This window comes from Streptomyces caatingaensis, assembly GCF_001187435.1.
Taxonomy (GTDB): Bacteria; Actinomycetota; Actinomycetes; order Streptomycetales; family Streptomycetaceae; genus Streptomyces; species Streptomyces caatingaensis.
Map to the genome: position 1 here is coordinate 148,371 of NZ_LFXA01000007.1, position 22,638 is coordinate 171,008.

At 73.8% G+C, this 22,638-nt stretch carries 22 protein-coding genes; 13 read left to right on the top strand and 9 right to left on the bottom strand.

Annotation, left to right across the window (positions count from 1 at the left end; translation table 11 throughout):
- The first annotated feature begins 38 nt into the window (after positions 1-38).
- The 4 genes from AC230_RS11780 (at position 39) to AC230_RS11795 (ending at position 4,030) form a co-directional block, all read left to right on the top strand.
- On the top strand, positions 39-590 hold the full coding sequence (locus AC230_RS11780; RefSeq protein ID WP_049716091.1) for a GNAT family N-acetyltransferase: 552 nt from the start codon (positions 39-41) through the stop codon (positions 588-590).
- Positions 591-726: 136 nt separating this feature from the next.
- Positions 727-2,178, top strand: a complete 1,452-nt coding sequence (locus AC230_RS11785; RefSeq protein ID WP_049716092.1) for a DUF6421 family protein — start codon at positions 727-729, stop codon at positions 2,176-2,178.
- Between the two features lie 26 nt (positions 2,179-2,204).
- Complete coding sequence (locus AC230_RS11790; RefSeq protein WP_078871192.1) at positions 2,205-2,966, top strand: SDR family NAD(P)-dependent oxidoreductase; 762 nt, start codon at positions 2,205-2,207, stop codon at positions 2,964-2,966.
- The gene (locus AC230_RS11795) at positions 2,945-4,030 is read left to right on the top strand and encodes a threonine aldolase family protein (protein WP_241833193.1); all 1,086 of its coding nucleotides are present in this window, start codon (positions 2,945-2,947) and stop codon (positions 4,028-4,030) included. Before AC230_RS11790 ends, AC230_RS11795 begins: the two co-directional genes overlap by 22 nt.
- Positions 4,031-4,105: 75 nt before the next feature.
- Here AC230_RS11795 and AC230_RS11800 read toward each other — a convergent pair whose 3' ends face one another.
- The gene (locus tag AC230_RS11800; RefSeq protein ID WP_049716093.1) at positions 4,106-4,828 is read right to left on the bottom strand and encodes a lysophospholipid acyltransferase family protein; all 723 of its coding nucleotides are present in this window, start codon (positions 4,826-4,828) and stop codon (positions 4,106-4,108) included.
- Positions 4,829-5,072: 244 nt separating this feature from the next.
- Between AC230_RS11800 and AC230_RS11805 the strand changes: the two genes are divergently transcribed.
- From AC230_RS11805 to AC230_RS11825, 5 genes are all read left to right on the top strand, one after another.
- Positions 5,073-5,402, top strand: coding sequence for a TlpA family protein disulfide reductase (locus AC230_RS11805; protein WP_241833194.1), 330 nt, complete (start codon positions 5,073-5,075; stop codon positions 5,400-5,402).
- A 199-nt stretch (positions 5,403-5,601) separates the two neighbouring features.
- On the top strand, positions 5,602-6,114 hold the full coding sequence (locus tag AC230_RS11810; RefSeq protein WP_049716095.1) for a flavin reductase family protein: 513 nt from the start codon (positions 5,602-5,604) through the stop codon (positions 6,112-6,114).
- 206 nt (positions 6,115-6,320) lie between these two features.
- A complete protein-coding gene (locus AC230_RS11815; protein ID WP_049716096.1) occupies positions 6,321-7,106 on the top strand; it encodes an electron transfer flavoprotein subunit beta/FixA family protein in 786 nt (261 codons plus the stop codon).
- Positions 7,107-7,160: 54 nt separating this feature from the next.
- Positions 7,161-8,123, top strand: coding sequence for an electron transfer flavoprotein subunit alpha/FixB family protein (locus tag AC230_RS11820; protein WP_049716097.1), 963 nt, complete (start codon positions 7,161-7,163; stop codon positions 8,121-8,123).
- Between the two features lie 112 nt (positions 8,124-8,235).
- Positions 8,236-9,528: a DUF6986 family protein gene (locus AC230_RS11825; RefSeq protein WP_049716098.1), complete on the top strand. Its 1,293-nt coding sequence runs from the start codon at positions 8,236-8,238 to the stop codon at positions 9,526-9,528.
- On the opposite strand, the gene AC230_RS11830 is transcribed toward AC230_RS11825, so the two are convergent.
- Complete coding sequence (locus tag AC230_RS11830) at positions 9,470-10,048, bottom strand: class I SAM-dependent methyltransferase (protein WP_049716099.1); 579 nt, start codon at positions 10,046-10,048, stop codon at positions 9,470-9,472. The two genes, AC230_RS11825 and AC230_RS11830, sit on opposite strands and share 59 nt — an antisense overlap.
- A 55-nt stretch (positions 10,049-10,103) precedes the next feature.
- Between AC230_RS11830 and AC230_RS11835 the strand changes: the two genes are divergently transcribed.
- From AC230_RS11835 to AC230_RS11845, 3 genes are all read left to right on the top strand, one after another.
- A complete protein-coding gene (locus AC230_RS11835; protein ID WP_241833195.1) occupies positions 10,104-10,904 on the top strand; it encodes an AraC family transcriptional regulator in 801 nt (266 codons plus the stop codon).
- A 57-nt stretch (positions 10,905-10,961) separates the two neighbouring features.
- Positions 10,962-11,744 carry an AraC family transcriptional regulator gene (locus AC230_RS11840; protein WP_049716100.1) on the top strand — a complete coding sequence of 261 codons (783 nt, stop codon included), beginning with the start codon at positions 10,962-10,964 and terminating at the stop codon, positions 11,742-11,744.
- A 71-nt stretch (positions 11,745-11,815) separates the two neighbouring features.
- Positions 11,816-13,402 (top strand): alpha/beta hydrolase, encoded by a 1,587-nt coding sequence (locus AC230_RS11845; RefSeq protein ID WP_049716101.1) that lies wholly within the window; start codon positions 11,816-11,818, stop codon positions 13,400-13,402.
- Positions 13,403-13,517: 115 nt separating this feature from the next.
- Here AC230_RS11845 and AC230_RS11850 read toward each other — a convergent pair whose 3' ends face one another.
- The gene (locus AC230_RS11850) at positions 13,518-14,516 is read right to left on the bottom strand and encodes a LacI family DNA-binding transcriptional regulator (RefSeq protein WP_049716102.1); all 999 of its coding nucleotides are present in this window, start codon (positions 14,514-14,516) and stop codon (positions 13,518-13,520) included.
- A gap of 209 nt (positions 14,517-14,725) precedes the next feature.
- On the opposite strand from AC230_RS11850, the gene AC230_RS11855 reads away from it, so the two are divergent.
- A complete protein-coding gene (locus AC230_RS11855) occupies positions 14,726-15,682 on the top strand; it encodes an ROK family protein (protein WP_049716103.1) in 957 nt (318 codons plus the stop codon).
- Between the two features lie 7 nt (positions 15,683-15,689).
- On the opposite strand, the gene AC230_RS11860 is transcribed toward AC230_RS11855, so the two are convergent.
- The 6 genes from AC230_RS11860 to AC230_RS11885 are packed head-to-tail and all read right to left on the bottom strand — an operon-like array spanning position 15,690 to position 22,460.
- Positions 15,690-16,940: an MFS transporter gene (locus tag AC230_RS11860; RefSeq protein WP_049716104.1), complete on the bottom strand. Its 1,251-nt coding sequence runs from the start codon at positions 16,938-16,940 to the stop codon at positions 15,690-15,692.
- Positions 16,941-16,960: 20 nt separating this feature from the next.
- Complete coding sequence (locus tag AC230_RS11865; RefSeq protein ID WP_049716105.1) at positions 16,961-18,067, bottom strand: pyridoxal-phosphate dependent enzyme; 1,107 nt, start codon at positions 18,065-18,067, stop codon at positions 16,961-16,963.
- A 32-nt stretch (positions 18,068-18,099) separates the two neighbouring features.
- Complete coding sequence (locus tag AC230_RS11870; RefSeq protein WP_049716106.1) at positions 18,100-19,275, bottom strand: ATP-grasp domain-containing protein; 1,176 nt, start codon at positions 19,273-19,275, stop codon at positions 18,100-18,102.
- Positions 19,272-20,495, bottom strand: coding sequence for an ATP-grasp domain-containing protein (locus tag AC230_RS11875; protein WP_049716107.1), 1,224 nt, complete (start codon positions 20,493-20,495; stop codon positions 19,272-19,274). The genes AC230_RS11870 and AC230_RS11875 overlap by 4 nt, the downstream gene beginning before the upstream one ends.
- Positions 20,492-21,556 carry a pyridoxal-phosphate dependent enzyme gene (locus tag AC230_RS11880; protein ID WP_049716108.1) on the bottom strand — a complete coding sequence of 355 codons (1,065 nt, stop codon included), beginning with the start codon at positions 21,554-21,556 and terminating at the stop codon, positions 20,492-20,494. Before AC230_RS11880 ends, AC230_RS11875 begins: the two co-directional genes overlap by 4 nt.
- Positions 21,549-22,460, bottom strand: a complete 912-nt coding sequence (locus AC230_RS11885; RefSeq protein ID WP_049716109.1) for a GHMP family kinase ATP-binding protein — start codon at positions 22,458-22,460, stop codon at positions 21,549-21,551. The genes AC230_RS11880 and AC230_RS11885 overlap by 8 nt, the downstream gene beginning before the upstream one ends.
- Positions 22,461-22,638 lie beyond the last annotated feature (178 nt).

A 22,638-nucleotide genomic window follows, 5' to 3' on the forward strand; every position in this document is an offset into this window, starting at 1 on the left:
GAACCGACCGAAAGGACTTCCGGAACAGCATGGAAGCCATGGACACCGCACTCCCCGGCACTCCCTCGGCACCGACGTTCCGCTTCGCCGGCGCAGCCGACGTCCCGGACCTCGTCCCCCTGATCGAGTCCGCCTACCGGGGCGACGCCAGCCGCACGGGCTGGACCACCGAGGCCGACCTGCTGGACGGCCAGCGTACGGACGAGGAAGGGGTCAGGGCCGTGGTGGGCGACGCGGGCAGCCGGGTGCTGCTGGCGGAGGCCGACGGGGAGCCGCTGGCCTGCTGCCACATCGAACACCGCGGTGAGCACGCCTACTTCGGCATGTTCGCCGTCAGCCCGCGCCGGCAGGGCGGCGGGCTCGGACGGGCGGTGCTCGCCGAGGCCGAGCGCGTCGCCCGCACCGAGTGGGGCGTGCGGGAGATGCACATGACGGTGATCCGGCAGCGGGAGGAGCTGATCGCCTGGTACGAGCGGCGCGGCTACCGCCGGACCGGGCGGATGAGCCCCTTCCCGTACGGCGACGAGCGCTTCGGCATACCGCGCCGCGACGACCTGGAGTTCGAGCTGCTGATCAAGGACCTCGGCTGAGGAACGGCCCCTCGACGGGAAAATCCGCGGCAGGACCCGGGGGTCCGCAGGATAATTTGCAGCAGCACCCCTTGAGCGGGAGAACCTCGCATGGATACGGTGTCTTAACGCCAGGTTCTCCCGAGGAGGGGTAGTCATGACGGAAATTCTTGCGCCGGGGGCCATAGCCGCCGGCGAATCGTCGTCCGAGGCGGCGGTCGAGAGCGTCACCGCTCACCCCGCCTGGGCCGACCTCAAGGACGCGGTGGAGACCGTCCGGCCGTGGCAGTCCGCCGACGGCTCCATCGACCTCGCCGCCGAGGGCGCCCCTCCGGCGGAGGCGGTCCGCGCCGAGATCGAGCGCATCACCGCCGCCGTCGAGCGGCTCTCGCCGCTCCTGCCGCACGACGCCGCCTACCACGCGGCCCTCGTCGCCGACCTGCGCGCCTGGGCGGACGCCGGCTTCGGCGTCCCGGACTTCCTCGACTCGCTGCTGGCCTTCCAGCCCGCCGCCCACCGCACCGACGGCCGCCAGCACCTGGTCGTCTTCCCCATGTACACCCAGAACGGCAACCCCGACCGCAACCTCGAGGCGGTCGTGCTGCGCGTGGTGTGGCCCGACTGGCTCGCGGAGCTGGAGCGCACCCGCTTCGACAACCCGCTCTTCCTCGGCATCACCTTCGAGGACTTCACCGGCGGCTACGACACCAACTCCGCCGTCCTCTTCCCCGAGACCGTCGCCGTCCGCAAGGCCCCCGAGCGCTTCACCTGGGGCGCCATCTTCTGCGACCGCGAGGCCGCCCGCTTCCGCCGCGTCACCGAGGCCGCCGTGGAAGCGCTCGGCCTGGAGCTGCCCGCCGACATCGCCGACATGCTCGGCGACCAGCAGCGCTGCCAGCAGGCGTTCGTCCTGTGGGACATGATCCACGACCGCACCCACAGCCACGGCGACCTGCCCTTCGACCCCTTCATGATCAAGCAGCGGCAGCCGTTCTGGATGTACGGCCTGGAGGAGCTGCGCTGCGACCTCACCGCCTTCAAGGAGGCCGTGCAACTGGAGGCGGACGGCTACGCCCAGGGCCGCGACGTCCAGTACGCCGTCCTCTTCGACCGGATGTTCCGCTTCCCGGTCACCGGCGACCGGGTGCGCAACTACGACGGCCTCGGCGGCCAGCTCCTCTTCGCCTACCTCCACCAGCACGACGTCGTACGCTGGACGGACAACACCCTGCACATCGACTGGGACCGCGCCCCGCAGGTCACCAACCAGCTCTGCGGCGAGATCGAGAAGCTCTACCGGGACGGCATCGACCGCCCCAAGCTCGTCCACTGGTTCGCCGCCTACGAGCTCGTCTCCACGTACCTGGCCCCGCACCCCGGCTCCACGTGGGCCAAGGGCCCCGAGGCCCTCGACCTCAGCCTTCCGCCGCGCAAGCTCGTCGACGACGTGCTTCCGGACGAGTTCCCGCTCAGCATGTTCTTCGAGGCCCTTGCCAAGAAGCTGCGGACCGTGATCGCCTCGACCAAGGGCATCACCGCGGAGAGCCCGGCAAAGGGCGCGGCGTCAGCCGCTCCAGTGGAGCCGATGCTTGCATCGGGGGCGGCGTGAGCAAGGGGAACGAGGAGGCGACGACCATGAGCACTGCGACCAACGGCAACGGTCCGCTGGAAGGCCGCGTCGTGGCCGTGGCGGGGGCGGCCGGCCCGGCCGGCCGCGCCGCGCTGCTGCGGCTGGCCGAGGCGGGCGCGACGGTCGTCGCCGCCGACGCGGACGCGGCCCGCCTCGCCGAGGCGGTGGACGCGGCCCGCTACGCCCACGGCGGCGCCACGGTCGTGGGCGACACCGTGGACCTGCTCGACCTCGGCGCCACGCGCGCCTGGGCCGACCGCACGGAGAAGGAGTTCGGCCGCGTCGACGGCCTCGTCCACCTGGTGGGCGGCTGGCGCGGCTCGGCGACCTTCGCCGAGACCGACCTCGCGGACTGGGAGCTCCTGGAGAAGCTGCTGATCCGCACCGTGCAGCACACCTCGCTGGCCTTCGAGGCCCCGCTGACCCGCAGCGGCGACGGCCGCTACGTGCTCATCAGCGCCGCCGGGGCCAGCAGGCCCACCGCGGGCAACGCGGCGTACGCCGCCGCCAAGGCCGCCGCCGAGGCGTGGACCCTCGCCCTCGGCGACGCCTTCCGCAAGGCCGGCGGAGAGGCCGGGCCCCCGGCCGCCGCCACCGTCCTGATCATCAAGGCCCTCGTGCACGACGCGATGCGCGCCGAGCGCCCGAACGCGAAATTCGCGGGCTTCACCGACGTCAAGGACCTCGCCGAGACCATCGTCGGGATCTGGTCCCGGCCCGCCCAGGAAGTGAACGGAACCCGTCAGTGGCTGACTCCCCGACCCTGAGCACGACCGACGCCGTACGCCGGCACGACCCGCTCTCCCGCGGCTTCGCCAGCGACAACTACGCCGGCGCGCACCCGGAGGTCCTCGCGGCGATCGCGCTCGCCAACGAGGGCCACCAGACCGCCTACGGAGAGGACGTCTACACCGCTCACCTCCAGGAGGTGATCCGGGGCCACTTCGGGCCCGCCGCCGAGGCGTACCCCGTCTTCAACGGCACCGGCGCCAACGTCGTCGCCCTCCAGGCCGTCACCGAGCGGTGGGGCGCCGTCGTCTGCGCGGAGACCGCCCACATCAACGTCGACGAGTGCGGGGCCCCCGAGCGCGTCGGCGGGCTCAAGCTGCTCACCGTGCCGACGCCGCACGGCAAGCTCACCCCCGAGCTGATCGACCGGCAGGCGTGGGGCTGGGAGGACGAGCACCGCGCCCAGCCGCAGGTCGTCTCGCTCGCCCAGACCACCGAGCTGGGCACCTGCTACACGCCCGACGAGATCCGCGAGATCTGCGACCACGCCCACGAACGGGGCATGAAGGTCCACCTCGACGGCTCGCGGCTCGCCAACGCGGCGGCCACGCTGGGGCTGCCGCTGCGGGCCTTCACCACCGACGCGGGCGTCGACCTGCTCTCCCTCGGCGGGACGAAGAACGGGCTGCTCTTCGGCGAGTGCGTCGTCGTCCTCGACCCGGACTCCGTCAAGGCGATGAAGCATCTGCGCAAGCTGTCCATGCAGCTCGCCTCCAAGATGCGCTTCGTCTCCGTGCAGTTCGAGGCGCTGCTGGCCGGGGATCTGTGGCTGCGGAGCGCGGCCCGGGCCAACGCGATGGCCTCGCGGCTGGCGTCCGCCGTCCGGGACGTCCCCGGTGTGGAGATCCTCCACCCCGTGGAGTCCAACGCGGTCTTCGCGCGGCTGCCCCACGACGTCTCCGAGCGTCTCCAGAAGCGGTACCGCTTCTACTTCTGGGACGAGGCGGCCGGTGACGTCCGGTGGATGTGCGCCTTCGACACGACGGAGGCGGATGTGGACGGCTTCGTGGCGGCGGTGAGGGAGGAGATGGCGCGGGGGTAGCGCGCGCCGAGGGGAGTTTGCCCCGGCCCCGTTCTCGCCGCGCTCGCGCGCGGGGCGGGGCCGGGGCGCAATCCCCTACACGTGCTCCGCGAGCTGCTCCGGCCGCGGGGCCGTGCCGCCGAGGTGGGCGGGAAGCCACCACGCGTCCTCCGGCCCCCGGGGCCGCCCCGGATAGGCCCGCTGGGCGCTCTCCAGGAGCTCCTGGACGCGGCCCCGGAGCCGCTCCGTGACCCCGTCCGCGGACTCCTCCGCGGAAGCGGACACCGGCGCCCCGACCCGGATCGACACAGGAATGTGGCTACGCCCCAGATCCCGCTTCCGCCCCTTCGTCCACAACCGCTGCGTCCCCCACAGAGCCATCGGCACCAGCGGCACCCCCGCCTCCTGGGCGAGCCGCGCCGCGCCCGACTTGAAGGACTTGAGCGTGAAGGACGGCGAGATCGTCGCCTCGGGGAAGACCCCGACGACCTCGCCCGAGCGCAGCGCGTTGAGCGCGTGGTCGTACGCGCCCGTGCCCGCCGAGCGGTCGACGGGGATGTGCTTCATCGCGCGCATCAGGGGACCGGACACCTTGTGCCGGAAGACCGACTCCTTGGCCATGAAGCGCACCAGCCGCTTGGCCGGGCGCGCCGCGAGCCCGCAGAAGAGGAAGTCGAGGTAACCGATGTGGTTGCTCACCAGGACGGCCCCGCCGTCCCGGGGGACGTGCTCGGTCCCCCCGACGTCGATGCGCAGGTCGGCCGCCTTGAAGAGGGTGCGGACGGCGCCGATCACCGGGGGGTAGACGAGTTCTGCCATATCGGAAATGTCCTTCGGGGGCCTGGGGAGAGTGCTCCCGCTGAAATTACCGTGAAGTTACGCGGTCGTAGGGTGGCGGCTTCCGGCAGATCGTGCCTGAATGTCCGGCCCGCGGGCCAGTCGGAGGACGGTCGGGAACGGGAGATCCTCGTCACGTGGCCCGTTTTGTCCGATAAGGCCGTCGAAGGTCGTGGGCGGGCCGGGGCATGCTGGTGAACGACGAGGGTCGGGAAGAGGGACGCGCGTGCGGGATCGCGGGACGGTACGGCTGAGTGCCGAGGACATCGGCGCCGGGCTGGGGGAGCGGGCCACGCTCGTCCAGTTCTCCAGCGCCTTCTGCCGGCCCTGCCGGGCGACGCGGCGCGTGCTCGCCGACGTCGCCGCGATGGTCGACGGCGTCGCGCACGTCGAGATCGACGCGGAGTCGCACCTCGGCCTCGTCCGCCGGCTGGAGGTCGCCGCGACCCCGACCGTGTTCGTCCTGGACGCCCAAGGGCGCGTCGTGCGGCGGGCGGTGGGGGAGCCGCGCCGCGCCCACGTCATCGCCGCGCTGGGCGCCGCCGTGTCCGCGTGACCGGGGCGCGGTCCCTTCCGTGATCCCCCTCCCATCCGGGCCGGGGCCCTTGACGCCCCTCCCCGGCGCTCGCCAAGGTGGCGCCATGTGGCCTGGAACGCCCGGAGTCCCTCCGCGGGGAAGCGCGCACCGGCGGTGTCCGAGCCCCTGAGCGACCGCGTCCGCCCCGCTCCGGCTCACTCCCGAAAAGGACCGTTCCATGTCGGCCTCGCCCGAACTCGGCGTCCCGCGCAGCGCGGCGGGGCCCGACCTGCTGCGTTCCGTCTTCCGCCGGCAGGCCGCCGGTGTCGCGGTGGTCACGGCCGCGCGGGGCGGCCGGCCCGCCGGCTTCACCGCGACCTCCCTGACCTCCGTCGCCGCGGAGTCCCCGCTCGTCTCCTTCGGCATCGGCACCGGCTCGTCCAGCCGGCCCGTCGTCGCCGAGGCCGGGTTCGTGGGGGTGCGCATACGCGCCGAGCGGCAGCGGGAGTTGGCGGCCACCTTCGCCCGCGGCGGCGCCGGCCGCTTCGCCCCGCCCACCCGCTGGACCGCCGGTCCCGAGGGCGTGCCGCTGCTGAAGGGCGTGCTCGGGTGGCTGGTGTGCCGGGTGGCGGCCCGGGTGCCCGCGGGGGACCACCGGGTCGTCCTGGCCGAGGCGGTGGCCGGCGAGGTCGCGGAGGCCGACCGTCCGCTTCTCTGGCACCAGGGGTGCTTCAACGCGTTGCGCGACTGATCCGTCCCCGCCGTCCCCGAAGGCCGCGCGTTGGACAAATCACAGTTCAGCGGCCTTGCGCTCGGGGAACGCGATCGCTGTACTGACGAGTAACATCCCGGTCGGGGGCCTCCGCCCGAAGACCGGGATCCGCCCCCCGAAGGCGCCTATGCTGCCTGTCAAGGCACAAGGCAGCTACGAAATGACGATGCAGTAGGAGAGCCGGCGTGAGCTTGAGGATCGTTGTCACCGTGAAGTACGTGCCCGACGCCACCGGCGACCGGCACTTCGCCGAAGACCTGACCGTCGACCGCGACGACGTGGACGGCCTGCTCTCGGAGCTCGACGAGTACGCGGTCGAGCAGGCGCTGCAGATCAAGGAGGAGGCGGACGACGCCGAGGTCACCGTCCTGACCGTCGGCCCCGAGGACGCCACCGACGCCCTCCGCAAGGCCCTGTCGATGGGGGCGGACAAGGCCGTCCACGTCGAGGACGACGACCTGCACGGCACCGACGCGCTCGGCACCTCCCTGGTGCTGGCCAAGGCACTTGAGCACATCGGCTACGACCTCGTCGTCTCCGGCATGGCCTCCACCGACGGCGGCATGGGCGTCGTCCCGGCCATGCTCGCCGAGCGCCTGGGCGTCCCGCAGGTCACCCTGCTCTCGGAGCTCAAGGTCGAGGACGGCAAGGTGACCGGCCGCCGCGACGGCGACGCCGCCAGCGAGCAGCTGGAGGCCGCCCTCCCGGCCGTCGTGTCCGTCACCGACCAGTCCGGCGAGGCCCGTTACCCGTCCTTCAAGGGCATCATGGCCGCCAAGAAGAAGCCGGTGGAGACCCTGGACCTGTCCGACCTCGGCATCGAGGCGGACGAGGTCGGCCTGGACGGCGCCTGGACCAAGGTCGAGGAGGCCGCGGAGCGCCCGGCCCGCACGGCCGGCACGATCGTCAAGGACGAGGGCAACGGCGGCAAGCAGCTCGCCGAGTTCCTGGCCGGACAGAAGTTCATCTGAGCCCGCTCCGGTCCGCCTCCCTCAACCGCCTCAACTTCCCGCAGGAGCAACGCCATGGCTGAAGTCCTCGTCTACGTAGACCACGTGGACGGCGCCGTCCGCAAGCCCACCCTCGAACTCCTCACCCTCGCCCGCCGCATCGGCGAGCCCGTCGCCGTGCACCTGGGCGCCGGTGCGGACGCCGCCGCGCAGACCCTCGCCGAGCACGGCGCGGTCAAGGTCCTCGCCGCCGACGCGCCCGAGTTCGCCGACTACCTCGTCGCGCCCAAGGTGGACGCCCTCCAGGCCGCGTACGAGGCCGTCTCCCCGGCCGCCGTCCTCCTCCCCTCGAACGCCGAGGGCAAGGAGATCGCCGCCCGCCTCGCCGTCCGCGTCGGCTCCGGTCTCATCACCGACGCCGTCGACCTGGAGGCCGGCGACGAGGGCCCGGTGGCCACGCAGTCCGTCTTCGCGGCCTCGTACACCACCAAGTCCCGCGTCATCAAGGGCACTCCGGTCATCACCGTCAAGCCCAACTCCGCCGCCCCCGAGGCCGCCCCGGCCGCGGGCACGGTCGAGCAGCTGGCCGTGACCGTCGGCGAGACGTCCAAGGGCACCAAGGTCGTCTCCCGCACCCCGCGCGAGTCCACCGGCCGCCCCGAGCTGACCGAGGCCGCGATCGTGGTCTCCGGCGGCCGCGGCGTCAACGGCGCCGAGAACTTCCCGCTGATCGAGGCCCTCGCCGACTCGCTCGGCGGTGCCGTCGGCGCCTCCCGCGCCGCCGTGGACGCCGGCTGGTACCCGCACAGCAGCCAGGTCGGCCAGACCGGCAAGTCGGTCTCCCCGCAGCTGTACATCGCCGCGGGCATCTCCGGCGCCATCCAGCACCGGGCCGGCATGCAGACCTCGAAGACCATCGTCGCCATCAACAAGGACGAGGAGGCGCCGATCTTCGAGCTCGTCGACTACGGCGTCGTCGGCGACCTCTTCGAGGTCGTCCCCCAGCTGACCGAGGAGATCAAGTCCCGCAAGGGCTGAGCCGCCTCGGAAACGGACGGGTTCCCGCACGCGGCGGCGTGCGGGAACCCTTTCGCACACCCCCGCCCCCGGGGTAGCTTCAACGAACTGTTGAGGAAGGGGTGATGGGGCGATGCGGCCTCCCACGACGTTCGGCCCGGGCCTGACGGCCCGTCTCGGCGCGTCCCTCGCGGGCGTCGACGCCGAGCTGGCCCGCCGCTACCCGGGCGACGCGGGCGGACGGCAGCCGGTGCACACCGTCTACGCCCCGGCCGACGCCGTCACCGCCGGCACCGTCCGCTCCTGGGGCGACCGGGCCCTCGCCGCCCTCGACGAACACGCCCCCACCGCCGGGGCGCTGGCCGCCGCCCTCGGCCTGCCCGCCGGCCTCGCCGGCCCCGTCCACGACCGCGTACGCGCCAAGCTCGCCGCCGAGCCGGTCGAGGACCTGCGCATCGACTTCGAGGACGGCTACGGCCGCCGCTCCGACGCTGAGGAGGACGAAGCCGCCCTCCGCGCCGCGGAGTTGGTGGCCGCCGGCACCGGCGCCCCCTTCGCGGGCATCCGCGCCAAGTCCCTGGAGGCCGGCGTCCGCGACCGGGGCATCCGGACGCTGGACGTCTTCCTCACCGCCCTCGTGGCGGCGGGCGGCCCGCCGGACGGGCTCGTCCTCACCCTCCCCAAGGTCACCCACGCCGAACAGGTCGCCGCGATGGCGTCCCTGGCCGAGGAGTTCGAGAAGGCCCATGCCCTCGACGCCGGCCGCCTCCGCTTCGAGGTCCAGATCGAGACCACCCAGGCCGTCCTCGGGCCCGACGGCCGCGCCACCCTCGCCCGCTTCCTCGACGCCGGCGAGGGCCGCGTCTCGGCGCTCCACTACGGCACGTTCGACTACAGCGCGGCGTGCGGGGTGGCCCCCGCGCACCAGGCCCCCGACCACCCCGTCGCCGACCACGCCAAGGCCGTGATGCAGGTCGCCGTCGCCGGCACGGGCGTCCGCCTCTCCGACGGCTCGGCGAACGTCCTGCCCGCCGGGACGGGCGAACAGGTCCGCGCCGCCTGGCGGTCGCACCACGACCTGGTCCGCCGCTCCCTGGCCCGCGCCTACCACCAGGGCTGGGACATGCACCCCGGCCACCTGGTGAGCCGGTACGCGGCGGTGTACGCCTTCTACCGCGAGGGCCTGGCGCCGGCGGCCTCCCGGCTGGTCGCCTACACGGGCGGCGGGCGGGGCGACGTGCTCGACGAGCCCGCCACGGCACGGGCGTTGGCCGGGTACGTGCTGCGCGGCGTGGACTGCGGGGCCGTCGACGCGGACGAGGCCGCCCGGGCGACCGGGCTGACGCGGCGCGACCTGGAGGAGCTCGTCAGGCCGGGGCCGGCGCCCGGCGCGCCGCGAAACGGAAGCTCCCCTTCCCAAGGGTGACCGAGCAGTCCGCGAAGCCCGCCGCCCGCAGGCGGGCCGCCAGCGTCTCCGGCGGTACGGGCACACAGGTGTCCCCGAGGTGGATGGCCCGGAACCCCCAACCGTCCAGCGCGTCGCAGCCGGTGAAGAGCCCGCCCGGGCGGAGCACCCGGCGGGCCTCGGCGAAGAGCCGGTCCTGGGCCGCGGCCGACGGCACGTGGTGCAGCACCGTGAAGCAGACGACGGAGTCGAACCGCCCGTCCGGCAGCGGCAGATCGGCGCCGTCGCCGTGCACGACGTCGACGCGGCCGCCGAGGAGCCGCCGCAGTCGGAGGGCGTACGACGCGTCGGACTCGACGGCGGTCAGCCGCTCCGTCCGGCCGAGCAGCACCCGGGTCGTCGCGCCGTAACCCGGCCCGATCTCCAGCGTGTCCGGGCCGAGCCGGGCGTCCGCCAGGGCCCACGGAAGGAGCCGGTCGCGGACCGCGCGGGCCCAGCGGCGGGACGAACAGAGGCGGCGGTGGACGAAGTTCATCGGCATGGCCCGAGGCTAGGCGGGGGAGACCGGTGGCGTACACGCACCAGGAGGTCAACCCGTGTCGCCGAACGGACACCCGCGCCGGATCCGCACCCCGGCCCCCCGGCTCGTCAGCCCGCCCGGCGGGGCCGTCGCCGTCGCCGACTTCCCGCTCGACGGCGGCGAGTGGTTCGGCCGCCACCGGCACGGGGCGCACCAGCTGGCGTGGGCGCCGGAGGGCGTCCTCGCCGTCCGCGCGCACGCCCGCACCTGGGTGCTCCCGCCCTCCGTCGCCCTCTGGATACCGGCCGGCACCCCGCACTCCACCGGGGCGACCGCCCCCGCGCTGCTGCGCAGCCTCTACTTCCGCCCGGAGCGCTGCCCGATCGCCTGGCCCGGGCCCCGCGTCGTCCCCGTCCCCGCCCTGCTGCGCGAACTGATCGCCCACCTCGCCCGGGAGGGGAACCGCCTCCCCGCCGCCGCCCGCGAACGCGCCGAGCACGTCGTCCTCGACCTGCTGCACCCGGTCGAGGTCACGACCGTGCGGGCCCCCCTCCCGCGGGACCCCCGTGCCCGCCGGGTCGCCGAAGCGCTCCGCGCCGACCCGGCGGACGGCCGCACCCTCGCCCAGTGGGGCACGGCCGTGGGCGCGAGCGCGCGGACCCTGGCCCGCGCCTTCGTCACCGACACGGGCCTGCCCTTCGGCCGGTGGCGCACCCAGCTCCGCCTGCAGGCCGCCATGCCGCTCCTCGCGGCGGGCGGCACGGTCTCCGCCGTGGCCCGCAGGGTCGGCTACGGCTCGCCGAGCGCCTTCGTGGCGGCGTTCCGCCGGGGCGTGGGCGTGCCGCCGGGGGCCTACTTCGCGCCGCGGGCCGGGTGAGAACGGGCCTCCGGCGGGCGGCGGGTGTGATGCCGCGTCCGGTAGGTTGACGCCACGATGCCGACCGTCCGCCACACCCCCCACGCCATGACCGGCATCCGTCCGCTCCCCTCCGGGGGCGGCATCGACGCCCACTGGCACGACGAGCACCAGATCGTCTACGCGGCGCGCGGGGTGCTCTCCGTGACGACCGGCGCGGGCACGTGGGTCGCGCCGGCCACACGGGCGATCTGGGTCCCGGCCGGGACGGTCCACGAGCACCGGGCGTACGGGGAGACCGACGTGCACCTCGTCGGCCTCCCGGCCGGGGCCAACCCGCTGGGCCTCGACCGTCCCGCGGTGCTCGAGGTCGGTCCGCTGCTGCGCGAGCTGATCATCGCGTACACGCGGGAGCCGGAGGACGGGAGCGCGGAGCGCCGCCGGCTGGGCGGGGTGCTGCTGGACCGGCTGCGGCACTCCGGGGAGCGGCCGTTGCACGTGCCCACGGCGAGGGATCCACGGCTGGCGGCCGTGTGCGCGGTGCTCCGCGAGGACCCGGCGGACGGCCGCACGCTGGCGCGGCTGGGCGCCGGAGCGGGCGTGAGCGAACGGACGCTGAGCCGGCTCTTCAAGGCCGAGTTCGGGATGAGCTTCCCGCGCTGGCGGACGCAACTGCGGTTGCAGCACGCGCTGTTGCTGCTGGCCGAGGGGGCGCCGGTGACGGCCGTGGCGCACCGGTGCGGCTGGTCGTCGAGCAGCGCGTTCATCGACGCCTTCCGGCGGGCGTTCGGGCACACGCCCGGCGCCCACCGCTCGTCCCGTACGCCGCAAGTCGCACACGGATCCCCTACCGGCGGCTGATTCGCGAAATCCCACCCGCGTAAGAGGGTGGACGCGACCATTCCCCTCTCCCCGTAAGGACGGGCCCAGTTGTGAGAAACGGGCGAATAGCGTCCCTCCTGGCCGCCGGCGTCGCGGCCGCCTTCGTCTCCACGCTCACCCCCGCGGTCGCGGCCTCCCCGGCCGGGGCCGCGGACCCCCTGCGGCCGTACACGCAGCAGAAGGTGCGCTGGCAGCGCTGCGACCCGAAGAAGCCCGCCGGCTTCCAGTGCGCGACCCTCAAGGTCCCGCTGGACTACGGCAAGCCGGGCGGCAGGACGCTGGACATCGCGGTCTCCCGGCTCAAGGCGGGCAGCGCCAGGGAACGGCGTGGCGTCCTGCTGCTCAATCCCGGCGGTCCCGGCGGGCCGGGGCTGGACATGCCCGTCGACGCGGCGGAGGAGTTCCCCGGGAAGGTGCGGAGACGGTACGACCTCGTCGGCTTCGACCCGCGGGGCGTCGGGCGCAGCTCCCCCGTCAGCTGCGGGCTGACCGACGACGAGCAGCGCACGGAACGCCCGTACCACGCCGCCACGTTCGCGAAGGACGTCAGGTGGGCGCGCAGCGTCGCCGACAAGTGCCGGGCCAGGGCCGGTGACACGCTGCGGCACATCACCACCCGCAACACCGCCCGCGACATGGACGTCATCCGTGCCGTGCTGGGCGAGAAGAAGATCTCCTACCTGGGCTACTCCTACGGCACGTATCTCGGCGCCGTCTACACCCAGATGTTCCCCCGGCGGACCGACCGGTTCGTGCTGGACAGCGCGGTGGACCCGGCGCGGGTCTGGCGCGGCATGTTCCAGGTGTGGGCCGAGGGCACCGAGCCCGCCTTCACGCGGTGGAGCGAGTGGACGGCCCGGCGGAACGCGACCTACCGGCTGGGCCGCAGTCCGGCCGAGGTCCGGAAGGTGTTCCGGGACCTCGTCGCGCGGGCGGACCGCAGGCCCATCCCCTTCGAGGGGGAGAAGCTCACCGGTGACGACCTCCGTGCCCGGCGCGCCGTGTTCTTCTACGCCAAGCCCGCCGCCGAGTGGGTCGCCGGGCTGAAGAAGGCCGCCGAGGGCGGGAAGCCGGCCGCGTCGCCCGGGGCGCCCGGCAGGTCCACGACCCCCCGCCCGCCGGCCTTCGGCCCCTCCGTCCCCTCCGTTCCCTCGGACAATTCCTCGGCGAGCTTCTGGGCGGTCGTGTGCGGCGACACCCGCAACTGGCCGCGCGATCCGGAGCAGTACCGCCGCGACGCGGTCCGCGACAAGGCCCGGTACCCGCTGTACGGCGACTTCGCGTCCATGATCAAGCCGTGCGCGTTCTGGAAACCGGGCAGCGAGCCCGCGACCACCGTGAACAACAAGACCGGTGTCCTGATCCTGCAGAACGAGTGGGACTCCCAGACCCCCCGGGTCAGCGGCGAGGGCATGCACCGCGCCCTGCGCGGCTCCCGCATGGTCACCGTCGCCGGCGGCGAGGGGCACGGCGTCTACGGCACCAAGTCCTGCGCGGACGAACACGCCACGGCCTACCTGACGACGGGCAGGCTCCCGGCCCGGGACCTGACCTGCCGCACCCCGGCCGCCCGCAAGCCGCTGCGCCTTCCCGTCGCCGCGCCTCCCGGAGTCCCGGAGGCGGACCTCACCCGCTGACGATCCGCTCGACCGCCGCCTCGACGAGGCGTTCGCGTTCCTCGTCCGTGAAGACGCCGGGAGCCGTCAGCTTTTCCACCGGGAACGGCGTGACGATGACGTGGTGCGCGCGGTCCTAGCCCGACGTGCCGTCGGCGGGCGGGAGTTCGCCCGAGCCGCGGGCGATGAGCCGCGTCGGCAGCTCCTCGTGCCGGGGCGGCCCGGCGTCCCCGTCGAGGCGGCGGAAGAGCAGTTCGGCGGCGGTGCGGCCGAGGCGGGAGGCGTCCTGGGCGACGACGGTGACGGCGGGGGTGAGCAGGTCGGCGAGTTCGAGGTCGTCGAAGCCGACGAGGGCCACCGGGCGCGGGTGGCGGGCCAGGACGCGGACCGCCGTCGCCGTCACCCGGTTGTTGCCGGTGAACAGGGCGGTCACCGGGGACGGGCCGGTGAGCATGCGCTCCGTCTCCGCCCGGACGCGGTCCGGGGCCGTGGGCCCCAGCGAGACCCACGACGCGTCCACCGGCAGACCGGCGGCGGCCATCGCGGCGCGGTAGCCGCGCAGCCGCTCGGTCGCGGTGTGGATGCGCGGCTGGTCGCCGAGGAAGCCGATGCGGCGGTGGCCGTGCGCGACGAGGTGGGCGACGCCGTCGCGGGCGCCGCCGAAGTTGTCCGAGAGGACCGCGTCGGCGGCTATCAGACCGCCCGGGCGGTCGACGAAGACGGTGGCCAGCCCGGCGGCCGTCTCCGGTTCGAGGTACCGGTGGTCGCCGCCGGCGGGGACGACGACCAGGCCGTCGACGCGCCGGGCGCACAGCGCCAGCACCAACTCCCGCTCCCGGGCCGGGTCCTCGGCGCTGGAGCCGTTGAGCAGCAGGGCGCCGTGGTCGCGGGCGACCTCCTCGACCGCCCGGCTGAGCGGCGCGTAGAAGGGGTCGGCGAGGTCCTCCAGGACCAGGCCGATCGAGGCGGTGCGGCCCTTGCGCAGCACGCGGGCGCTGTCGTTGCGGCGGAAGCCGAGCGCCGTGATCGCCTCGCGGACGCGGTGCTCCGTCTCGGCGGTCACCCCCGGTTCGCCGTTGACCACGCGGGAGACGGTTTTGAGCCCGACACCGGCACGGGCCGCGACGTCCTTCATTGTGGGCCGGGCCCCGTAACGGGGGCGGGGGAAGGGGCCGTTGGGGCCGCGGGTCCTGTCGGGCACGAGTGGTGCGTCCTCCTGTCCGGCGTCGGGGGCGGGTGGCGTCGAGCATAGAGGCTGGACAACGTTGTCAACAGTGGGGAGACTGGCGGGAAGACGACGCCGTGGGCCCCGAGTGCCCGAGTGCAAGGGAGAATCCGTCCGGTATGCGCACGCCCTCCGGCGACCTCGTCGCCGCCCTGGACATCGGTGGGACGAAGATCGCGGGGGCGTTGGTGGACTCGGGGGGCGCGCTGTTGCGCACCGCACGCCGGAAAACGCCGGCGGAGGGGGACGCGGCGGCGGTCATGGGGGCCGTCTCCGCCGTCCTCGACGACCTCGCCGGCGCGCCCGAGTGGCCCGGGGTACGGGCCGTGGGCATCGGCAGCGCCGGGCCGGTGGACGCGTCGCGCGGCACGGTCAGCCCCGTCAACATCCCGGCCTGGCGCGGCTTTCCGCTGGCCGACGAGGTACGCCGGCCGGCCGGCGGCAGGCCCGTCGTGCTCGTCGGGGACGGGGTCGCCATGACGGCGGCCGAGCACTGGCGCGGCGCGGCGCGGGGGCGGGACAACGCGTTGTGCATGGTGGTCTCCACGGGGGTGGGGGGCGGGCTGGTGCTCGGGGGACGGCTGCACGCCGGGCCCACGGGCAACGCCGGGCACATCGGGCACGTCAGTGTCGATCTGGACGGCGATCCGTGTCCCTGCGGCGGGCGTGGCTGCGTCGAGCGGATCGCCAGCGGGCCCAACATCGCGCGCCGCGCGCTCGCTTCGGGCTGGCGCCCCGGACCGGACGGCGACACCACCGCCGCCGCCGTCGCGGCGTCCGCCCGCGCCGGCGACCCGCTCGCCCTGGCCTCCTTCGACCGCGCCGCCCGCGCCCTGGCCGCCGGCATCGCGGCGACCGCCGCCCTGGTCGAGATCCAGGTCGCCGTGGTGGGCGGCGGCGTGGCGGGCGCGGGGGAGGTCCTCTTCGCGCCGCTGCGTCAACGCCTGCGGGAGTACGCGGCGTTGTCGTTCACGGCGGATGTCGAGGTCGTGCCCGCGGTGCTGGGGGGCGATGCCGGGCTGGTGGGGGCGGCGGCCGCGGCGGCGGAGCGGGTGGGGGTGTGGGGCGGGGTCTGACCGCCGCTCAGGTGCCCTCCGTCACCGTCACCGCGGCCGGGGCGCGGGACGCCCTCGTGGCTATGGCACCCGTGGCGAGGCCGGCCGCCAGGAGGAGGGCCCCGAGACCGAGCCAGCCCGGGGTGCCCTCGGCGAGGACCGTGGCGGAGAGGAGGCCGGGGGCGAGGACGCGGGCCAGCCCCTCGCCCAGGGCGAACGTGCTCTGGTACTCGCCCTGCGCGTCGTCCGGCGCGAGCTCGAAGCTGAGGCAGAAGTCCGAGGAGGACTGGAGGAGTTCGCCGGCGGAGTGGACGACGGCCCAGACGGCCAGGACGAGGACCGCGAGGAGGGCCGAGGCGTGCGCCGAGAGCGGCATGACGAGGCAGGCCACGGCGAGGACGGCCCCGCCGGCCGCCGCGGTGCGCGCGGCGCCCGCCACCGTCCCGGCGAGCCGGCTCGCGCGCACCTGGAGGAGGACCACGAGCCCGGTGTTCACCACGAGGACGGCGGAGATCGTCCAGCGGGGCGCGGACGTCCAGTCCGCGACCCACAGCGGCATGGCGAACGCGAGGACGTGGTACTGCAGCGTGGACACGCCGCTGACCGCCGTCAGGGACAGGTAGCGCCCGTCCCGCAGGGCCCTCCCGAAGCGCGGCGGGCGCGGCCCGCCTGCGGCCGGCGCCGGTGGCCGGGCCACCTGCAGCCCGCGCAGCACGACGGCGGCGACCAGCAGCATGACGGCGTTGCCCGCGATCAGCAGCGTGTAGGCGAGCGCCGTGTCCGCCTGGAGGGCCGCACCGGCCAGCAGGGCGCCCGCGCTGAGGCCGACGTTGCCGGTGGAGCGGAGGTACGCGCGCACCAGGACCCGGTCCGTGCCCTGCCGGTCCATGGCGTGGACGAGCGCGCCGATCGTGCCCGACGTGCCCCGGTCGGCGACGGCGCTGAGCGAGGCCACCAGCAGGAACGCCCAGAACGACGTGACCGTCACGTACGCGCACATCAACGCGGCCTGCGCGAGGAGCAGCGTCGCGTACACCGGCTTGCCGCCGAAGCGGTCCGCCAGGCGCCCGATGGGCACCATGGCGAGCAGCCCGACGGCGGCGGCCACGGACAGGCCCAGCCCGACCTGGGCGACGTCCAGTCCGACGACGCGGGTGAAGAACAGGGCGCTGCCGCTCATGAACAGGCCGCTGCCGACGGACCGCAGCAGCGCCACGAGGGCGAAGCGGCGGACGGGGCCGCGCGGGGGGACGATCGAGTGCTTGCGGTTGGCGTTCACGAATCGCTTTCCTTGTGCGGTCACATGCCCTTGAAGCCGTGCGCGGTGCCGATGACGGCGACGGAGGCCCCGGCCCCGGCCCGGCCGTCCTCGACGAGCCGCGACGCCGCGAGCAGGGCGACGCTGCTGCTGGGTTCCAGACAGATGCCCGACCGCCACAGGGCGCGGTGCCAGGGCTCCGCCTCGGCGTCGGTGACGACGGCGGCCCGGCCGCCCGTGCGCCGGACGGTCTCGACGGCCTGGAGGGTGACGGTGTTTCCGGCGATGGACGGCTGGAAGCGGGTGCCGCCGGGGAAGGTGCCCCGGGGGTCGGCCCCCTCCTCCAGGACGGCGGACAGCCGGGGGAAGGGTTCGACGAGGCACATGCGCGGCACTCGCTCCGCGTCGAGCTCGGCGAAGCCGAGGTGGACGCCCCAGGCCAGGTCCCCCCGGGAGGACGGGACGACGACCCAGTCCGGCGGGCGGCCGCCGAACTGGGCGGTGAGCTCCCGCGCGACGGGCTTGAAGCCCTCGATGCCGTAGGGGCTGCTGCCGACCGCGGGCAGGTGGTAGTTGGTGACCGGCAGCACGGTGCGGGAGGTGCGGAAGCGCGCGACGTACTCCCAGCGGGCCAGGTCGGGCAGGACGTGCACCTCGGCGCCCAGGTCCCGCAGCAGGCCGGTGATCCGCGCGGGCGCGCTCCCGGTCACCGCGATCTTGCAGCCGAGGCCGGCGCGGGCGCTGTACGCGGCCAGCGAGATGCCGGCGTTGCCGGAGGAGGCGGCGACGACCTCGGCGTAGCCGGCCGCCACCGCCCGGCTGACCGCGAAGGCGCTGAACCGGTCCTTGTGCGACCCGGTCGGATTGGCGCCTTCCAGCTTGAGCCGGACGTCCGCCTCGCCCAGCCGCCCGGCGTCGAGTCCGGTGAGGACGGGGGTGTCGCCCTCGCCGAGCGTGATGTGCGCGGTGTAGGGGAGGGCGACGCCGCCCGCGGGCGTGGCGGTGTACGTACAGCGGAGGTTGGCCGGGGCGCCGGCCTCCCGGCAGTGGGGGCAGCCCGCGGTGTCGTCCCCGACGGGACGGGAACGGCCGCAGGCCAGGCACCGCAGTCCGGACAGGTGCGGATTGACCGTGACTCTCTCTGACATGGGACTACGGCACCTCTGCACTCACCGGTGGGTCATTCGACGGTCAACTCGACGGTATCGAGGGCGGCCCGGGCGTGCCGGACCGCCTCGTCCGCGTCGGCGCCGACGGCGATGACGTAGCCGACCCGGTCGAGGGAGGAACTCACCGGCCGTATGACGTCCCCCTTGCCCACCGTCACCTGGAGGTCCACCACCCCGGGCAGGTAGCGCGCGGCGTGCGTCCCGTGGATCTCACGGACCGTGCCGGCGGGCGCCGCGAGGTAGCGGATGACCGCGGTGCGGGCCGCGGCCGGCACCTCCTGTCCGGCCGGCCCTTCCGCCCCGTCCGCCTTGGCGCGGACGGCGGCGGAGAGCATGTCGTACCCGGTCGCGAGCTGGACGAGGTCGGTGATGTGGTCGCCGCCGTTGCGCGTGTGGGTCTCGACGGCCACCGGGCCGTCGGCGGTGAGGATCACCTCCGTGTGGGCCAGGCCGTGCCGCAGCCCGACGCGGGTGAGGAAGTCCCGGACGAATCCCCGCAGCAGGGCTTCGTCGTCCCCCGTCAGGGGCGCGGGGAAGGTGTGCCCGCGCTCGACGAAGCCGCCCTCGAAGAGGGACTTCTCGGTGATGCCGAGGATCGTGTGGACGCCGTCGGCCGACAGCGACTCGACGGAGAACTCCCGTCCCTCCACGTACTTCTCGGCCAGCAGCGGATAGGCCAGCTCCCCGGCCTCGTCCTTGCCGCGCACCAGCCGGACGCCGACGCTGCCGGCCCCGTCGTGCGGCTTGACGACGGCCGGCGCGCCGTGGTCGGCGAGGAAGACGGCGAGGTCGTCCGCGCCGCGCACCAGGGCGGCGGGCAGCGAGAAGCGCGGGTCGTCGGCGAGCCAACGGCGCATCAGGTCCTTGTCCTTGACGCGCTCGACGACGTCCACGGGGTTGTCGGGGAGGCCGAGGAGGGCGTTGATCCGGGCGACGGGCACGAGGCCGGGCTCGGTCAGGGAGAGCACGCCGACGATCTCGGTGTCCTCGCCGAGGACGGACAGGAGCGCGGCCGTGCGCCGGGTGTCGGTGTAGTCGGTGGCGATGACGTGGTCCGCGCCGGCGATCACGCCGGGCAGGAGGCGCCCGGGGGTGTCCACCACGATCACGCCGAGGCCGGCGCGCCGGGCCCGTTCGCACAGGGCCGGGTGCGGGCCGAGGAGCACGATGGAGCGGCGGCGGCTCATGCCCGCTCCTCCGCGAGCTCGATGCGGATCTTGGCGGCGGCCGACAGGCCGTTCAGCAGGGCGATTTCGGCGGTCTCGCCGGTCGTCAGGACGATGCCGGTGTTGCCCCGCTGGTCCGAGACGTCCTCGATCCGGTCGCCCGGCGCCTTGACCGGGTAGAAGCGGGGGGCGCCGGGATGCCGGCGGTGGAGGGAGAGGCCGCTGTGCCCCGCGAGGACGCCCGGCCGCCCGGCGTAGAGCAGGACCTGGGCGGCGCCCCCGCGCGGGGTGAGCGGCAGGTCCATCAGGGCGGGGCGCTTGCCCGTCGCCAGGTCGAGGAACGCCTCGTAGACGTTGACGCCGAGCGCCTCGCACATCGTCTCGCCGATGACGCCGCCGCCCAGGCGCGGGTTGATCTCCACCACCTCGAACCCGTCGTCGGTGACGACGAATTCGGTGTGGGCGAAACCGGAGGTGTAGGGGAGGGACGCGAGCACGCGGGTGATCCAGTCGCGCAGCTGCTCCGCCCGGTCCTCGGGGAAGGCGACCGGGAAGCTCACGCCCTCCTCGCGGAAGTGCGGCAGGGTCGAGACGATCCGGCTGTTGACGCCCAGGACGCGTGTCTCGCCGTCCCAGGTGAGCGTCTCGATGCTGTAGAGGGGGCCGGAGAAGTAGGGCTCGGCGGTGAGGCCGCCGCGCGATTCGGCCTCGCGCGCGGCGGCGAGCACGGTCTCCAGGTCCTCAGGGGTCTCGGCCAGCCAGACGTTGCGGCTGCCGGTGCCCGCCCGGTCCTTGACGACGGCCGGCAGGGAGATCCGGGAGGCCAGCTCGGCGGCCGTGGTCGTGTGCGCGTCGAAGGCGACGGCGGCGCCGCGCGAAAGGCCCTGGCGCCGCAGGTGGTTGCGCAGCGCGGCCTTGTCCCGGGCGAGGCGGACGCCGGCCGGGTGCTGCCCGGGGAGGTCCAGCTCCGCCCAGAGGTCCAGTGCGGTCAGGCTCCAGGTGTCGGTGGTGCTGATCAGGCCCTCGAGGTCCGCGACGCCGGCGAGGTGGCGCCTGACCTGCTCGACGTCGAAGGTGTCGAGGTCGACGACGGTCAGTCCCTCGGTCTCCGGCCGGCCGAGGTCGTACCGGTAGACGCCGCGGTCGCGGGTGAGCAGCTGCACCTCCACCCCGCGTGCGCGCGCGGCGGCCATCAGCCGGTCGAGGCCGAAGGTCAGCCATTCGAGGGCGACAAGGGTCATCGGGTGTTCTCCGCTTCGTGGTTCTCGTGGAGCTCGTGGTGCTCGGGGATCTGGTGGTGCTCGGGGATCTCGTAGGGGCGCCGGTCCCAGTCCATGACGGACCAGGGGAGCGCCAGGTCGTCGAGGTGGTCGACCGCGGTGGGGGAGAGGGTGCCGACCGGGAGCGCCTCCCGGTGCCGGGCGAACACCCGGTCCACATAGCGGTGGCCGGTGTCGGCGGCGATGAACAGGTGGGGGCGGCCCGGGGTGTGCGCGGCCTCCCAGCGCGCGGCCAGGTAGCCCGCTCCGGTGGACAGGCCAGCGAACAGGGCGTGCCGGCGGAGGAGTTCGACGCTGCCGGCCATGGCGTGCGTGAAGCCGATCCAGTGGATGCGGTCGTACAGCTCGTAGTGGACGTTGCCGAAGGGGATCGAGCTGCCGATCCCGGCGATGATGACCTCGGGGTCCTCGATGTGCTCGCTGCCGAAGGAGACGCTGCCGAACGGCTGGATCCCGTACAGCCGGACGTCGGAGAGGTGCTGACGGAGGTGGGTCACCAGGCCGCCGGTGGACGCGCCCGAGCCGACGCCGCCGACGACGGTCAGCTCGTCGGTGAGGATCTCCTTGCGGACGAGGTCGGCGAACTCCCGGTAGCCGAGGTAGTGGATGTCGTCGTGGTACTGCCGCATCCAGTGCACGTCGGGGCGCTCGCGCAGGATCGCGCGGACGCGCTCCACCCGCAGCTTCTGGTCGAGTTTGAGGCTCGCGGACGGCTCGACCTGCTCGATGGACGCGCCGAGGATGTCCAGCTGGACCTTGAGCGTGCGGTCCACCGTGGTCGAACCCACGATGTGGCATTTCATTCCGTAGCGGTGGCAGGCGAGGGCCAGCGCATAGGCGTAGATACCGCTGGAACTGTCGACGAGGGTGTCCCCCGGGCGGACCTTTCCGGTGTCGAGGAGATGCCGGACGGCGGCCAGGGCCGAATAGACCTTCATCGTCTCGAAGCGGGCCACGTACAGATTGTCGTCCAACTGCACGACGGCGGGCGTCTTCACCGCGTCGGCGATGTGCTCATACATGTCCCCAGCCACCCTTCGCGAAATGGCACTGCCTGCCGAGCCCGTGGAAGAAGGACGACAGTTCGTCCATCGCGAAACGGTCGGGCCGGGTGTGGAACAGATAACCGATGATCGTGCCCGTGTGGGCCACGAAGATTCCGTCGGCGCCGAACTCGTCCTGGTGCTTCAGGAGTTCCTCGTAGGACTCCTTCGGTACCACCTGCTGGGACAGCGCCGCGCTGCGGCTGGAACACCGGGCGATGCCCGGGGCGTCCCCGGCGGAGAACACCTTCACCAGGTCGTCGAGGCAGTCGGCATAGGCGGTGGAATGGCGCCGGTAGTGGCCGAGGAGCGCGGGCTCCAGGTCCTCGGTGTCGACGGCGCCGTCCTCGGTCACATAGCACGTGGAGAAGCCCACGTCGCTGCCGAAGCGCCGCACCACCTCGTGGCGTCCGCTCAGGTAGAGCGCGAACTCGTCGAGGAAGACGCTGTCCGCGCGCTCGATCCCGCGCAGCACGTCGGTGACGATCCGCTGGTCGTAGGGGATTCCGTGGGCGTTGAAGAGACAGCGCAGCGTCGCGACGATGTCGGCGGTGGAACTCGCCATTCCCTTGCCGACCTCGAGTTCGCTGAAGAACTCCCAGCGGCCGGGGAGCGGCTCCCGGCCCGTCAGTTCCAGGAAGTGCCGAACGGCGCGGGCCGATTTGCTGCGGCCGGCGAGCCCCAGCTGCACGCCGGCGGGCTGCTCCGGGTCGTGGACGAAATGCGACCAGCTGTACTTCGCCACCGGCAGCGACACAATGGCTATCTGCGGCTCGGCCGCCCGCCACAGCGGCCCCTGGAAGAGCTCGCCGAGGGTGCCGTGGCTCACCCCGCAGAAGCTCTTCGTCCGCTGCCTCTCGCTCTGTACCTCAAGAACGCCCATGCACGGTTCCCCGGGTGGAGAAAGGCATGGACGGGGCCGCCGGTAAGACGTGAATTGAGCGCATGCACTTCTCCAGCTTCGAAGAGTAGAGCGACGTGCTGATACCGCTTTCAGGTCAAGGCGGGGTCAAGTTTCGCATGTGCCAAGGGGCTTGGGCAATGATTTTGTTGCCTTGAAC

Excerpts from the sequence above, each read along its gene's own strand:
- AC230_RS11825 (WP_049716098.1), top strand. The coding sequence starts at position 8,236 with ATGCGGCCTCCCACGACGTTCGGCCCGGGCCTGACGGCCCGTCTCGGC.
- AC230_RS11830 (WP_049716099.1), bottom strand. The coding sequence starts at position 10,048 with ATGCCGATGAACTTCGTCCACCGCCGCCTCTGTTCGTCCCGCCGCTGG.
- AC230_RS11785 (WP_049716092.1), top strand. The coding sequence starts at position 727 with ATGACGGAAATTCTTGCGCCGGGGGCCATAGCCGCCGGCGAATCGTCG.
- AC230_RS11855 (WP_049716103.1), top strand. The coding sequence starts at position 14,726 with ATGCGCACGCCCTCCGGCGACCTCGTCGCCGCCCTGGACATCGGTGGG.
- AC230_RS11880 (WP_049716108.1), bottom strand. The coding sequence starts at position 21,556 with ATGTATGAGCACATCGCCGACGCGGTGAAGACGCCCGCCGTCGTGCAG.
- AC230_RS11865 (WP_049716105.1), bottom strand. The coding sequence starts at position 18,067 with ATGTCAGAGAGAGTCACGGTCAATCCGCACCTGTCCGGACTGCGGTGC.
- AC230_RS11840 (WP_049716100.1), top strand. The coding sequence starts at position 10,962 with ATGCCGACCGTCCGCCACACCCCCCACGCCATGACCGGCATCCGTCCG.
- AC230_RS11875 (WP_049716107.1), bottom strand. The coding sequence starts at position 20,495 with ATGACCCTTGTCGCCCTCGAATGGCTGACCTTCGGCCTCGACCGGCTG.
- AC230_RS11810 (WP_049716095.1), top strand. The coding sequence starts at position 5,602 with ATGTCGGCCTCGCCCGAACTCGGCGTCCCGCGCAGCGCGGCGGGGCCC.
- AC230_RS11790 (WP_078871192.1), top strand. The coding sequence starts at position 2,205 with ATGAGCACTGCGACCAACGGCAACGGTCCGCTGGAAGGCCGCGTCGTG.
- AC230_RS11870 (WP_049716106.1), bottom strand. The coding sequence starts at position 19,275 with ATGAGCCGCCGCCGCTCCATCGTGCTCCTCGGCCCGCACCCGGCCCTG.
- AC230_RS11800 (WP_049716093.1), bottom strand. The coding sequence starts at position 4,828 with ATGGCAGAACTCGTCTACCCCCCGGTGATCGGCGCCGTCCGCACCCTC.
- AC230_RS11885 (WP_049716109.1), bottom strand. The coding sequence starts at position 22,460 with ATGGGCGTTCTTGAGGTACAGAGCGAGAGGCAGCGGACGAAGAGCTTC.
- AC230_RS11780 (WP_049716091.1), top strand. The coding sequence starts at position 39 with ATGGACACCGCACTCCCCGGCACTCCCTCGGCACCGACGTTCCGCTTC.
- AC230_RS11850 (WP_049716102.1), bottom strand. The coding sequence starts at position 14,516 with ATGAAGGACGTCGCGGCCCGTGCCGGTGTCGGGCTCAAAACCGTCTCC.
- AC230_RS11820 (WP_049716097.1), top strand. The coding sequence starts at position 7,161 with ATGGCTGAAGTCCTCGTCTACGTAGACCACGTGGACGGCGCCGTCCGC.